This is a genomic window from Sulfurimonas sp. HSL1-2 (genome assembly GCF_039645565.1).
In the GTDB taxonomy this organism is placed as follows: Bacteria; Campylobacterota; Campylobacteria; order Campylobacterales; family Sulfurimonadaceae; genus Thiomicrolovo; species Thiomicrolovo zhangzhouensis.
Genome location: NZ_CP147914.1, coordinates 425201 through 438401, shown reverse-complemented (window position 1 = coordinate 438401; position 13201 = coordinate 425201). Strand labels below are relative to the sequence as shown.

Here is a 13201-nt window from a genome sequence, read left to right as displayed (position 1 = left end):
TTCTTCAAGAGAGGAGTAAAAATGAAGAAAACGACCCAACTGCTCAGCGTCCTGGCAGGCGCCGCGATTTTGTCTGCATCGGCGGCAACCGCCGCAGACAAATTCGTCCTGCTGCCCATCTTCACTGATCCGGACTGGAAAGCGAACATCGAACTCGCCGCCGTCGGCGGGACGATGAACTTTGACAATGGTTCCGTCAAGGATGACTACAACTACGGTCTCCAGTTCTCTTTCGACTGCCCCGTATTCACCCTTCCCGGCGACAACCTGCTTCGCCAGCAGCTGAGCCTGAGCCGTTACGATAAAAATGACGTGACGATTACTGCAATCGAAATGAACCCCTACTATTTCATCCATTTCACCAAGAACCTCGTCCTCGGCTTCGGACCCGGCATCGGTGCAATGTATACCGAATACCCCGTGACCACGACTACAGGCGGACTGTTCCCGACGACATCCACCGATACCCAGAATGACTGGCTCTTTACGCTGCAGGCCGGCGCGGGTCTGAAATACTATATGGGAAGTTTCCTGGCGGGTGTGGATATCCGCCGCACATGGACCACCGAAAACGATTTCGGCGGTACGAAGAAATACAGCCTCGACAATCTGCGGACCCTTCTCAAGGTAGGCTACCGCTTCTGACGACGGCCGCGCAGGCCGCCGTCTTCTCCTTCAAATCGCCGCTACGTTCTGTAGTCGGCGTTGATCTTGACGTACTCGTGCCCGAGATCGCAGCCGTAGGCGTCAAACGCTCCCTCACCCATTCCCAGGTCACAGCTGATCGTAAAGCGTTCGCGTTTCATCACCGCCGCCGCCAGCTTTTCCGATTCCGCATCAAAGAGGATCGTCCCCCTGTCGTAGACGCAGACCTCGTCGAAACTGACCGTGAGCGTCGCCTCGTCACACGCAACGCCGCTGGCACCGATCGTCGATGCGACCCGGCCCCAGTTGGGGTCCTCGCCGAAGATGGCCGTTTTCATCAGCAGCGAGTTGGAGAGTGCCTTCGCCGCCGTCTCCGCCTCTTCATCGCTGGCGGCGCCCGTCACGTGGAAGGTGACCATCTTCGTCGCCCCCTCGCCGTCGCTGACCATCATCTGGGCCAGTTCAAGCAGCATTTCGTGCAGGGCTGTCGTGAACGCCTCGGCGTCAAACGCACCGCTCTTGCGGTTGGAAAAGAGCATCACCGTATCGTTCGTCGACGTATCGCCGTCGACGCTGGCCGCGTTGAAGGTCGTCGGGATGACCGCTTCGAGGCAAGCCTGCAGCGCTTCCGCACCGGCATCGGCGTCGGTGGTGACAAAACAGAGCATCGTCGCCATCGCCGGGTTGATCATCCCCGCCCCTTTGGCGATCGCACCGAGGCGGAAACGCTTGCCGCCCTCCAGGACGACCTCGGTCGACACCATTTTGTAAAAGGTGTCCGTCGTCATGATCGCTTTCGCGGCCGCCAGGCTGTCTTTGACGGAGAGGTCGAAGGTCTTTGCCGCCGCCGTGATCTTGGCTTTGGGCATGCGGACACCGATGACCCCCGTGGAACTCATCACCGGGTTCTGAAGGACGCCGTAATGCGCCTGCAGCTCCCCGAGGACCTCGTCGATATCGCTGATCCCGGCGGGGCCCGTCATGGCGTTGGCATTTTTGGCGTTCATCAGCACAAAGTTGCTCTTGAAACTCCCTTTCGCACGGTAGTGGCGGATCGGAGCCGCCGTCATCTTGTTGGTCGTGAAGACCGCCGCCATTTCACAGGGGGTGTCGGCATAGATAAAGGCGACGTCGTCCGCCCCGTTCGGGCGCAGGCCGGCACTCGCCGCCCCCGCAAAGAACCCCTCCGGCGCGCAGACGCCGCCACCGACTTTTTTCATCTCAAACATAACGCAACTCCTGCGGTTTTTTACGCTGTTTCACCAGCTCTTTGGTCATTTTGATCCCCTTCTCGGTCCCGACGACCAGCAGTTTCGACTCGCTGGTGACGAGGTCGTCGCCTTTGGGCATGGCGACGAACTTGCCGTCTTTGCGCGTGACCCCGACGACGGAGACGTTCGCGATCTCGCGGAGATGGGTCTCCTTGAGGCGGTTGAGCACCATCCAGCTGTATTTGGGTACGAAGATCTCCTCCATATCAAGCGGGGTGTCGCTGCGGTAGAGGAACTCCTCGAGGAGGTTTTCCATATCGGGGCGCGCCGCCATGGAGGTGATACGCTGTGCCGTCAGCTTCGTCGGGGAGACGACGGTATCTGCCCCGAGTTTTTTCAGCTTCTCGACGTCGCTCATCGTCTCGGCCGAGCTGATCAGGTTGTACGGCCGCGGCAGCTGGTGCTCCTTCTCGAAGAGGCGCACGGAGGCGATGATCGCGATGTTGTCCGCGATGAGCGGCGAGAGGGTGATCACCCCGCTTGCAGAGCTCAGGTGCCCCTTGAGCATCGCCACCTCGGTGTGGGGCTCTTCGCGGAGAAAATAGGGGTACTTGTGCTGTTTCGCCCACGCCTCGATCTCCTCGCGGGGATCGATCACGACGAAGGGGATGTGCGAACGGCGCAGCTCCTTCGTGACTTCGATGGTGTAATCGTTGTGGTAGCAGATGACAAAATGCTTTTTCAAGCGCGCGATCTTGTAGAGCATGTCCCGCTCCTTTATGGTTTTGTAGATGTTGCCGCGGTTGATCTCGTTGACCAGAATACCGACCGCCATCGAGAAGACGGCGAACCCGGTAATGATCAGCGTGATCGTAAAGAGCCTTCCCGCATCGGAGATGGGGGCGATCTCCCCGAAGCCGACCGTCGTAAAGGTGATCCCCGTCTGGTAGATGGCGTCGATGAGCGAAAAGTCGTCGATGACCATGTAGCCGATGGTACCGAGGAACATGATGATTGCCGTAAAAATCAGCGGCAGTCTAAACGGTTTGAGATGGCTGTAAATATCGGGAAGTAGATCGTATTGGGGTTTGGGAGGGGTCTCCCAGTGAAGAAAGGCCCGAATCTTTTCAATTAGATTCAAACGGCGCTCTATTTTAGGCGTAAGGGGTTACGCCTGCTTTTTCTTCATAGTACGAAGCTCAGAAGCAGAGATCTTAATCTTCTTAGTCGTACCGTCTTCCATCTGGACGCGGACGGTGCGAAGATTAGGCATGAAACGTCTTTTCGTGCGATTTTTCGCGTGAGAAACGTTGTTTCCGCTCATTGGGCCCTTACCGCTAATAGCACATTTTCTTGCCATATGAAGGCTCCTTGCGTAAATTTAGTGGCGCATTATATCCTCTCAAATCAAAAGAGTTCCTTAAATAGCCACTGTAGCACTTTGGTGTCCCGACATTTTATCGCAATACACGCACTATTTGGATAAAATGCCACAAAAAAGAAAGGGTAGCGCAATGCTTGTAGCCCCCAGTATTCTCTCCGCCGATTTCGGCAACCTCGCGCGCGACGTCAACGCAATCTGCGACGCCGGGTGCGACCTGGTGCACGTCGACGTCATGGACGGCCATTTCGTCCCGAACCTCACCATCGGGCCCGTCGTCGTCTCCGCGGTAGCCGAAGCGGCCACCAAACCCCTCGACATCCACCTGATGGTCGAGAACAACACCTTCTTCGTCGACCTCTTCGCCCCGCTGAAACCGGCGTACATCTCCTTCCATATTGAAGAGGAGAAACACCCGCACCGCCTGGCGCAGTATATCCGCAGCCTCGGCATCAAACCGGCCATCGTGCTGAACCCGCACACGCCGGCAGAGAGCCTCGAATACCTGCTGCCCTACATTGACATGGTCCTCGTCATGAGCGTCAACCCCGGCTTCGGCGGTCAGAAATTCATCGACGTATACGAGAAGGTGCGCCGCCTGCGCGACCTGCGCGACCGTCTCAACCCCGACTGCCTTATCGAGGTTGACGGCGGGGTCAACGATGCCAATATCGCCGCGCTCGCCGAAGCGGGTGTAGACGTCTGCGTCGCCGGCAGCTACGTTTTCAAACATGCAGACGGCCTCAAAGCGGCCATTGACAGCCTGAAAGTCTGAGCCTTCCGTGCGCGTCAAGATCTGCGGCATCACCTCCTATGAAGACGCGATGAGTGCAATCGAGGCCGGGGCCGACGCGCTCGGTTTCGTTTTCTATCCCCCCTCGCCGCGCCATATCACCCCCGAAGCGGCTGCCGACATCATCAAACGCCTCCCCCCCTTCGTCGAAAAAGTCGGTCTCTTCGTCAACGAGGAGGCTCCCGCCATCAACGCGGCGGCGAAGACGAGCGGCATCACCCTCGCCCAGATCCATTTCGACGCGCCCGAAAGCCTCTTTGACGCCCTGGAGTGCCCCTATGTCCGGGTCATCCGGGCCCAGAGCCCTGAAGACGTCAAAGCACACGCCGACGAGTACCGGCTTGTCGACGCTTATTGCGAGGCGTACGGCGGCATGGGCAAGCGGCTCAACCTCGAGTGGTTCGAGGGTGTCGACTGTTCGAAGATCATCCTCGCCGGCGGCCTCTCTCCGGAGAACGTCGAAGAGTGCCTCCCCTTCGGTTTCTACGCCCTCGACGTCAGCAGCGGTGTCGAAGCCGCCAAAGGGAAAAAAGACCCCGACAAGGTACGAGGTTTCATCACAAAGGCCAAAGGGTGATCGAGGCGTCCCAGCTCCCCCAGAAGCTCTGCGAGGGCCTCACCGCCTACCAGATTGAGCATCTCACCGGCGAATCCGTCGACCTGGCCGTCGAACTGATGAAGGCACAGGGGCTTGAACTCGTCAGCCGCGACGGTACACGCTACTATCCCCAAAGCTGCGACCAGTTCCTCTCTGCGGCGACCTTCTGCATCGTCGATATCGAGACCAACGGGTCCAAACCCGACAAGCACCAGATTATCGAGATCGGGGCCGTCAAGGTCCAGAACCTGCATATCATCGACCGCTTCGAAAGCCTGGTGCGGTGCGACCATATCTCGGGGCACATCACCGAGATCACCGGTATTGCCGAAGAGGACACCCAGAATGCCCCGACCATGAAAGAGGTGCTCGAAGCGTTTAAACTCTTCCTGGGCAACGACATCTTCGTCGGCCACGATGTGAAGTTCGACTTCCAGTTCACCTCAAAGATGATGGAGCGCGTCGGTATGGCGCCCCTGCTCAACCGCAGTCTCTGCACCATCGATCTCGCCGAGCGCACCATCAGCTCCTACCGTTACGGCCTCGCGTTCCTGAACGAGCAGCTCGAGCTCTACAAAGAGGCGACCCACCACCGCGCCCTCTCCGATGCGATGACCACGGCCAAGCTCTTCAAGCGCACCCTGAGATGCATCCCCACGGAGATCCAGACCGTCGAGGAGCTCATCACCTTCTCCAAGAAGGCCAAACGCCTCAAACGCCCAAAATTCCCGCCCCAGCCCCCGGAACAGACACCCCCCGAAGCATAACCACTTTCCAAAAAATTTTAATTGTTGAGGCAGAAACGGTCATTAGCGTGTCAGCCAGATTACCGGGGAATGGAATGCCCCGAAAGCGGCAGCCCTTTATCCTTTTTTCTTCCCGGTTCGGCTTCTTTTTTGGATAAGCAAAAAAGAAGGGGAACAAAACAGTCTAGAAAATAAAAAGAGGTCGGAGCAGCCAAGCCGCTCCAATAAAAAAAAGAGAGTTTGTTTGATTAGTTTTCGGAGTAAGCGCCCATACCCGTCAGGCGGTCATAGCGCTTGTGGCGTCGTTCGGAGCCGCTGTAGTTCGAGAGCTCGTTAATCCGCTCGAGGATGTAGTTTTTCATCGCATCGGCCGCACCGGACTTATCACGGTGCGCCCCGATAAGCGGCTCGTCGATGATGTCGTCGATCAGGTCGAGCTCTTTGAGGTCGCTGCTCGTGATCTTGAGCGCCTTCGTCGCCGCTTCCGCCTTGGACGGATCGTTCCAGAGAATGGCGGAACACCCTTCCGGAGAGATGACACTGAAGACGGAGTAGCGCATCATCGCCAGTCTATCGGCTACGCCGATGGCCAGGGCGCCGCCGCTGCCCCCCTCGCCGATAACGATGGAGATGGTGATCGTCTCCAGTTTGGAGAGTTCCAGCAGGTTGCGGGAGATCGCTTCGCTCTGGTTGCGCTCTTCTGCGCCCAGTCCCGGGTAGGCGCCCGGGGTGTCGATGAGCATGACGACGGGGATGTTGAACTTGTCCGCCAGCTGGGCGCAGCGCAGCGCCTTGCGGTACCCTTCTGGGTGCGGCATCCCGAAGTTGCGCTTGAGCTTGTTCTTCGTCCCTCGTCCCTTCTGTTCCCCGATGACCATGACCCGTTGACCGTCGATGTAGCCCATGTAGCAGAGGATCGCCGCGTCGTCGCGGAAATGGCGGTCGCCGTGCAGTTCGTACTTGTCTTCGAGCAGCAGGTTGATGTAATCGAGCGCATACGGGCGGTCCGGGTGGCGCGCCAGCTGCAGTTCCTGGTACGGGGAGAGGTTCTTGTAGGTTTTACTGACCTCTTTCTCCAGATCTTTTTTCAGGATCTCGGCGGCGTGGAGGTCATGGCGCACTTCGGCGCTGACGATCTCTTCCTGGATCTGCTGGATCTTCTGCTCAAAATCGAGGTAGGTAGCCAAGTGCGGGGCCTTAGAGCTTCTTGAAGATGACGACGCCGTTGGTGCCGCCGAAACCGAAGGAGTTGCTCATGACAATGTTCAGTTCCGCCTTGCGAGCCGCGTTCGGGACGATGTCCAGGTCGCAGTTCTCGTCCGGGTTGATGTGGTTGATCGTCGGCGGGATGATGCCTTCTTGCATCGCCATCAGGCAGACGACCGCTTCGATACCGCCGGCCGCGCCGAGGCAGTGGCCCGTCTGGCCTTTGGTGGAGGTCACCGGCGGGCAGTTCTCTTTGCCGCCGAAGAGCTCTTTGAGTGCCGCCGTTTCGTTCTTGTCGTTCGTCGGCGTGGACGTACCGTGGGCATTGACGTAGTCGACTTTCGGGTTGCCGGCCATCGTCATCGCCGCTTTCATCGCGCGCAGCGGGCCGTCCATGCTCGGGCTCGTAATGTGGCTCGCGTCGCCGCTCTCGCCGAAGCCGATCAGCTCACCGTAGATCTTCGCACCGCGGGCAACGGCCAGATCGTAATCTTCGAGAACGAGCGCCGCCGCGCCTTCACCCATGACGAAACCGTCGCGCTCCGCGTCAAAGGGACGGGAGGCCGTTTTCGGGTCGTCGTTGCGCGTGGAGAGCGCTTTCATGGAGGCAAAACCGCCGATACCGACGCCGGTAACCGCAGACTCGGCCGCGACGACGAGCATACGGTCTGCGCCGTTGCAGATGATCGTCTTTGCCGCTTCGCTGATGGAGTGTGTTCCCGCCGCACAGGCGGTGACCGCCGCGACGTTAGGGCCTTTCAGACCGTGTTCGATAGAGACGAAGCCGCCGAGCATGTTGACCAGGGCACTCGGGATAAAGAAAGGCGAAATACGGCGCGGACCGCGGGTCTCGAGAACGATCGAGTTCTTCTCGATCGCCGGAAGACCGCCGATACCGGATGCTGCAGCAACACCAAAACGCTCGTACTCGATCTCGATCTCGTTGAAGGCCGCGTCTTCCATCGCTTCCTGGGCCGCTTTGAGACCGAGGTGGATGAAACGGTCCGCTTTTTTGACCTCTTTGGCGGCCATGACGGTCGCAGGGTCGAAGTCTTTGACCTCGCCGGCAATCAGGACACCCTGTCCTTCGGCTTCGGCATCGAAAAGGGTAATTCTGTCAATGCCGCTCACGCCGTCGCACATCGCTTTGAACGACTCTTCTTTATTGTGACCGACAGCATTGATCATGCCCATACCCGTTACGACAACTCTTCTCACATCAACTCCTGAAAAATATGTGTATAGCTTTATATACCCGTCCGAGGACGGCAATACAAAACCATTTTGCGGGAAACCCGCAAAGGAAACTTACGCCTTGTTTTCGACGTAGTTTACGACATCCTGAACTGTCTGAATTTTTTCAGCTTCATCGTCCGGGATTTCAATATCGAATTTTTCTTCGAGTGCCATGACCAGTTCAACGACGTCGAGGCTGTCCGCTCCGAGATCTTCAACGAATTTCGCATCCGGCTTTACTTCGTCCGGGTTTACGCTCAGTTGTTCAACTACGACTTCTTTGATGTCATCCAAAAGTGCCATTATAGCTCCTCTTTCCAATTTGAAATTCCGGAAGTATAGCATACGGAATATAAAAAAAAGCGCTGAAGGGGGGTCCCCCCTCCGGCCTTAGGCCATGTTCATCCCGCCGTTGACTTTGAGGGTTTCGCCCGTAATATAGGAGGCGGCGTCGGAGAGCAGGAAGGCCGTCGCTTCCGCGACTTCGCGTGCTTCGCCGAAGCGTCCCATCGGGATTTTGGAGGTAAAGTTGGACTTGATATCGTCGCTGAGTTCGTCGGTCATATCCGTCGCGATAAAGCCCGGAGTGACCGTGTTGTAACGGATACCGCTCGTGGCCGCTTCGATGGCAAAACTCTTCGTCATCGCGATCAGTCCGCCCTTCGACGCCGCATAGTTCGTCTGCCCCGCGTTGCCCGTTTCGCCGACGATGGAAGCGATATTGACGATGGCGCCCTGCTTCTTCTTGCGCATGACTTTCATCGCTTCGCGACAGCCGATAAAGGCGGAAGTGAGGTTGGCGTTGATCACGGCGAGGAACTCCTCCGTTTTCATGCGCAGGGCCAGTTTGTCGTTCGTGATCCCGGCGTTGTTGACCAGGTAGCCCAGCTCGCCGTCGGTGTCGACGATCGTCTTGATCGCATCGACAAAAGCCGCTTCGTCCGCGACGTCAAAGCCGATCGTTTCCGCTTCGCCGCCCGCTGCGATGATGGCCGCCTTGACCGCCTCGGCCGCCTCGGCGCCGCTGCGGTAGTTGACCCATACTTTCAGGCCGTACCCGGCCAGCACTTTCGCGATCTCCGCGCCGATTCCCCGGCTTGATCCCGTTACCAATACGTTTTTACCACTGAATTTCATCTCACTCCTTTTGATTAATTTACTTGCATCTACGGAAACTCTGCCGTCATGCATAAGCGCGGTTTACTGCGCGTGCCCCGCAGGAAATGCCCTTGGGGTATGGGCTCTCCGCCAAGGAGAACACAGCGTCAGCGTAGGCATCCGGGCTTTTGCTCGGATGCCGTACCCAAACTATAAGAGGCTGTCGTCCATCTCGGCCGGTTTTTCGATGCCCATCAGTTCAAGGACCGTCGGGGCGATGTTGTTGAGCCCGCCGGGGTGGACTTTATCGACCCCTTCGGCCATGACGAAGGCCCAGACCTTGCCGACGGTATGGTTGGTGAGGACGTTGCCCTCCTCGTCCCACATCTCCTCGCAATTGCCGTGGTCGGAGGTGAGGACCATCGCATAGTCATCGGCTTTCGCCTTCGCCACGATGCGGCCGAGTTCATGGTCGACGGCTTCGACCGCCTTGATCGCGGCATCATAGACACCCGTGTGCCCGACCATGTCGCCGTTGGCGAAGTTGACGACTATGAAGTCGTACCCCTCGTCCATCGCGCTCAAAACGGCGTCACCGACTGCGGGAGCGCTCATCTCCGGCTGCAGGTCGTAGGTCTTCACCTTCGGGCTGGGAATCAGCACCCGCGCTTCGTTCGTGTAGGGCTCGTCGATGCCGCCGTTGAGGAAGAAGGTGACGTGGGCGTACTTCTCCGTCTCCGCCGTATGAAGCTGGCGAAGTCCCTGGTTGCTGATCACTTCCGCCAGGGTGTTTTTCGGCGTCTCTTTCCGGAAGAGTACCGGGTAGCTGAAGCTCTTGTCATACTCCGTCATCGTCGCGATGTTCGCCACGGCGAAGGGGCGGTCGAACTCGGCGAACGCCGGCGAAGCCAGCGCCGTCGTAATTTCGCGGACGCGGTCGCTGCGGAAATTGGTCACGAGGACGGCGTCGCCCGCTTTCATCCCCGCGTAACCGTTGAAGGCCGCCGGAACGATGAACTCGTCCGTCTCTTTCCTGGCGTAGGAGGTTTCGACATAGGCCGCAGGGGTCAGCTCGCTGGCGGGCTGCGCGGTCACGATGGCGTCGTAGCCGCTCTGGACACGCTCCCAGCGGTTGTCCCGGTCCATCGTATAGAAGCGGCCGCCGATGGTCGCGATCCGGACGTTCGGGCTCAGGGCCTCCTGCAGCTTCTCCAGGTAGTGGGGTGCGGACGTCGGCGAGACGTCGCGACCGTCGGTAATGAGATGGAGCCACACCTTCTTGCCCGCTGCTTCGCCGATCTTTGCCAGCGCGATCGTATGATCAAGGTGTGAATGGACCCCGCCGTCACTGAAGAGGCCGACGAGGTGCAGCGTGTCGGAACGCTCCAGCAGCGCCGTCAATGCCGGGTTGCCTGCCAGCGTCCCTTCGGCCACGGCGAGGGAGATCTTGACGAGGTCCTGGTAGAGCACCCGGCCGCTCCCGATGGTCATATGACCTACTTCGGAGTTCCCCATCTGCCCCTCGGGCAGGCCGACGCTCAGGCCGAAGGTATCGATCAGTGCGTGGGGAACCTCCGCGAACAGTTTCTCATAAGTCGGCTTTTTGGCATGGTAAAAAGCGTTCGCTTCCGTCCGTTGGCTGTAGCCGACCCCGTCCGTAATCACGAGTACTGTCTTTTGTCCCATAAAAAATCCTTTGAAGGCCATTATGCAACCTGTCGGGATTGCAACGATGCCCTTAAACATATAATGACGGCAATTATATTAAAATAGCACTTTTTACTCACTTTATCACTATGACCTAGTGAAAACTCTTTATGGACTGATAATGCTTTACTGGTTTTACGAACTTCTGGATATCAACCTGCTGCAATATATCACCGTCCGTGCCGGCGTCGCCTTTTTCCTGGCGCTCTGCATGACCCTTTTCCTGATGCCCGTGTTCATCCGCTGGGCCCAGAAAACCTCCAGCGTCCAGCCCATTAACGACTACGCACCCGACCGCCACCGCGAAAAAGCGAAGACCCCGACGATGGGGGGTGTCGTCTTCATCGTATCGACCCTCATTGCGTCGGCTATCACCGTACGGTACGACAACTTTTTCGCCCTGGGCGGGATGCTCGTGCTCGCACTCTTCATGCTGATCGGCTTCAAGGACGACTACGCCAAAATCGACAAACAGCACAACCTTGCCGGCCTCACGGCCCGCGCAAAACTGATGTTCCAGATCGGGGCGGCTCTCGCAGGCGCCCTTTTCCTCCTTTTCGCGGCGGGGCTCGATACGGAGCTCTACGTCCCTTTTTACAAACACCCGCTCTTTGACATGCACCTCTTTGCCCTGCTGTTCTGGGTCCTTGTCATGGTCGCTTCCTCCAACGCCGTCAACCTCACGGACGGCCTCGACGGCCTGGCAACGGTCCCCTCCGTCTTTGCCCTGATGACCCTGGGCGTTTTCGTCTACGTTATTGGGCATGCCGGCCTCTCCGCCTACCTGCTGATGCCGAACTTCCCGGCCGGGGAGGCCTCCGTCGTCGCCGCGGCGCTGATCGGCGCGCTGATCGGCTTTTTGTGGTTCAACTCCCACCCGGCCGAGGTCTTTATGGGCGACAGCGGTTCGCTCGCCATCGGTGCCTTTATCGGCTACCTCGGCATCGTCGCCAAAAGCGAGTTCCTGCTTCTGCTCATCGGGCTCATCTTCGTCATCGAGACGGTCTCCGTCATCATCCAGGTCGGCAGCTTCAAACTGCGAAAAAAGCGGGTCTTCCTGATGGCCCCCATCCATCACCACTTCGAAATGAAGAACTGGGCGGAAAACAAGATCATCGTCCGTTTCTGGATCATTGCCATGCTCTCAAATCTGGCCGCGCTGATCACGCTGAAAATCCGTTAAGGCCCACCGATGCAGCACAAACGCACCTCCCTTTTCGGCTACGGCATCACGACCCGCGCCATCGCCAAGGCCTTCGGCCCCTTCACCTTCTATGACGACCATGTCCACAAGCCCTTTACCGACGACGACGGCAACCGGGTACGCCCCACGGCGGAGTTCGACCCGCGCTACTCCGACCTCGAAATCCCATCACCTGGGATCCCGCCCGAGCATCCGCTGATCCAAAAAGCGGGCCATCTCGTCAGCGAGTACGACCTCTTCCTCTCGCCGCTGTCGCGTCCCCCTTTTACGCCGGAAGCGAAACCTTTCACCGTCTGGATCACCGGCACAAACGGCAAGACAACCACGACACAGATGCTCACCCACCTGCTCGCCGACAAGGGGGCGCTTTCCGGCGGCAACATCGGCACCCCGCTGGCCGCGCTGGATACGAAGGCACCGCTCTGGGTCCTGGAGACGAGCTCCTTTACCCTGCACTACACCCATGAGGCGAAACCGGACCTCTACGTCGTGCTGCCCATCACCCCGGACCATGTGAGCTGGCACGGCAGCGAGCAGGCCTACATCGACGACAAACTGAAACCCCTGGCACAGATGCGCGAGGGCGAGACCGTCCTGCTGCCGCGCGCCTATGCCGACATACCGATGGACGCCTTCGTCATCCCCTACGACGATGCCCAGGATCTCGCCGCCTTTTTCGGTTTCGATACGGAGCGTATCCGCTTCAAAGGACCCTTCCTCCTCGACGCCCTTCTGGCCATGGCCGTCGACCGGCTCCTCTTCGACCGCATCGACTATGAGAAGATGAACGCCTTCGTCCTCGACCCGCACCGCCAGGAGGAGTTCAGCGACGCGCAGAACCGCCTCTGGGTCAACGACACCAAGGCCACCAATATCGATGCGGCCCTGGCCGCCGTGCGGCGCTACGCCGACCGCCCCATCCACCTCATCGTCGGCGGGGATGACAAGGGGGTCGACATGGTGCCGCTCTTCGAAGCCCTCGCCGACGTCGACGTCACCCTCTACACCATCGGCAGCAACCAGGCGAAGCTCGACGCCCTCTCCGAGCGTTTCGGCATCCCCTTTGAGAGCTGCGGGATCCTGACCGAAGCCGTCAAACGGATCGCCGATGTGCATACCCTGGAAAGTGTTGCCCTGCTCTCCCCGGCCTGCGCCAGCCTGGACCAGTTTCCCTCCTACGCCGTACGCGGAAACACTTTTAAAGAAGCCGTCGCCAATTTAAGCTAGGCTTCAATATGCCGTTGCTATAATTTCGGCCTCCTTAACGAATGGCCTGTTAGCTCAGTCGGTAGAGCAAGGGATTGAAAATCCCTGTGTCCGTGGTTCGATTCCGCGACAGGCCACCACGAAACAACATTTCCTTTACATTATTTCCA

At 58.5% G+C, this 13201-nt stretch carries 14 protein-coding genes and 1 tRNA gene; 7 read left to right on the top strand and 8 right to left on the bottom strand.

Annotation, left to right across the window (positions count from 1 at the left end; all coding sequences use genetic code 11):
* Nucleotides 1-21 precede the first annotated feature (21 nt).
* Nucleotides 22-645: a hypothetical protein gene (locus WCX18_RS02250; protein WP_345989197.1), complete on the top strand. Its 624-nt coding sequence runs from the start codon at nt 22-24 to the stop codon at nt 643-645.
* Between the two features lie 41 nt (nt 646-686).
* On the opposite strand, the gene argJ is transcribed toward WCX18_RS02250, so the two are convergent.
* From argJ to rpmB, 3 genes are read right to left on the bottom strand one after another with little or no spacing between them, the layout of a single operon-like run.
* Nucleotides 687-1874 (bottom strand): bifunctional glutamate N-acetyltransferase/amino-acid acetyltransferase ArgJ, encoded by a 1188-nt coding sequence (argJ, locus tag WCX18_RS02245; RefSeq protein ID WP_345989195.1) that lies wholly within the window; start codon nt 1872-1874, stop codon nt 687-689.
* Complete coding sequence (locus tag WCX18_RS02240) at nt 1867-2997, bottom strand: NAD-binding protein (protein ID WP_345989193.1); 1131 nt, start codon at nt 2995-2997, stop codon at nt 1867-1869. The genes argJ and WCX18_RS02240 overlap by 8 nt, the downstream gene beginning before the upstream one ends.
* Before the next feature lie 27 nt (nt 2998-3024).
* The gene (rpmB, locus tag WCX18_RS02235; RefSeq protein WP_231020187.1) at nt 3025-3216 is read right to left on the bottom strand and encodes a 50S ribosomal protein L28; all 192 of its coding nucleotides are present in this window, start codon (nt 3214-3216) and stop codon (nt 3025-3027) included.
* A gap of 154 nt (nt 3217-3370) precedes the next feature.
* Between rpmB and rpe the strand changes: the two genes are divergently transcribed.
* From rpe to WCX18_RS02220, 3 genes are read left to right on the top strand one after another with little or no spacing between them, the layout of a single operon-like run.
* Nucleotides 3371-4012, top strand: a complete 642-nt coding sequence (gene rpe, locus WCX18_RS02230) for a ribulose-phosphate 3-epimerase (protein ID WP_345989191.1) — start codon at nt 3371-3373, stop codon at nt 4010-4012.
* A 7-nt stretch (nt 4013-4019) separates the two neighbouring features.
* The gene (locus WCX18_RS02225) at nt 4020-4607 is read left to right on the top strand and encodes a phosphoribosylanthranilate isomerase (RefSeq protein ID WP_345989189.1); all 588 of its coding nucleotides are present in this window, start codon (nt 4020-4022) and stop codon (nt 4605-4607) included.
* Nucleotides 4604-5395, top strand: coding sequence for a 3'-5' exonuclease (locus WCX18_RS02220; RefSeq protein WP_345989187.1), 792 nt, complete (start codon nt 4604-4606; stop codon nt 5393-5395). The genes WCX18_RS02225 and WCX18_RS02220 overlap by 4 nt, the downstream gene beginning before the upstream one ends.
* Nucleotides 5396-5622: 227 nt before the next feature.
* On the opposite strand, the gene accA is transcribed toward WCX18_RS02220, so the two are convergent.
* From accA to gpmI, 5 genes are all read right to left on the bottom strand, one after another.
* Entirely contained in the window at nt 5623-6561 is a 939-nt protein-coding gene (gene accA, locus WCX18_RS02215) for an acetyl-CoA carboxylase carboxyl transferase subunit alpha (protein WP_345989185.1), read from the bottom strand.
* Between the two features lie 10 nt (nt 6562-6571).
* Nucleotides 6572-7798 carry a beta-ketoacyl-ACP synthase II gene (locus tag WCX18_RS02210; protein ID WP_345989183.1) on the bottom strand — a complete coding sequence of 409 codons (1227 nt, stop codon included), beginning with the start codon at nt 7796-7798 and terminating at the stop codon, nt 6572-6574.
* 90 nt (nt 7799-7888) lie between these two features.
* Nucleotides 7889-8119, bottom strand: a complete 231-nt coding sequence (gene acpP / locus WCX18_RS02205) for an acyl carrier protein (protein WP_231020181.1) — start codon at nt 8117-8119, stop codon at nt 7889-7891.
* 87 nt (nt 8120-8206) lie between these two features.
* On the bottom strand, nt 8207-8953 hold the full coding sequence (gene fabG / locus WCX18_RS02200; RefSeq protein ID WP_345989181.1) for a 3-oxoacyl-ACP reductase FabG: 747 nt from the start codon (nt 8951-8953) through the stop codon (nt 8207-8209).
* A gap of 171 nt (nt 8954-9124) precedes the next feature.
* A complete protein-coding gene (gpmI, locus tag WCX18_RS02195) occupies nt 9125-10600 on the bottom strand; it encodes a 2,3-bisphosphoglycerate-independent phosphoglycerate mutase (protein WP_345989179.1) in 1476 nt (491 codons plus the stop codon).
* Nucleotides 10601-10742: 142 nt separating this feature from the next.
* Between gpmI and mraY the strand changes: the two genes are divergently transcribed.
* The 3 genes from mraY to WCX18_RS02180 all read left to right on the top strand — a co-directional run bounded on the left by mraY (nt 10743) and on the right by WCX18_RS02180 (nt 13171).
* A complete protein-coding gene (gene mraY / locus WCX18_RS02190) occupies nt 10743-11804 on the top strand; it encodes a phospho-N-acetylmuramoyl-pentapeptide-transferase (protein ID WP_345989177.1) in 1062 nt (353 codons plus the stop codon).
* Nucleotides 11805-11813: 9 nt separating this feature from the next.
* Nucleotides 11814-13052 carry a UDP-N-acetylmuramoyl-L-alanine--D-glutamate ligase gene (gene murD, locus WCX18_RS02185; RefSeq protein ID WP_345989175.1) on the top strand — a complete coding sequence of 413 codons (1239 nt, stop codon included), beginning with the start codon at nt 11814-11816 and terminating at the stop codon, nt 13050-13052.
* Between the two features lie 43 nt (nt 13053-13095).
* A tRNA-Phe gene (locus tag WCX18_RS02180) sits at nt 13096-13171 on the top strand.
* Nucleotides 13172-13201 lie beyond the last annotated feature (30 nt).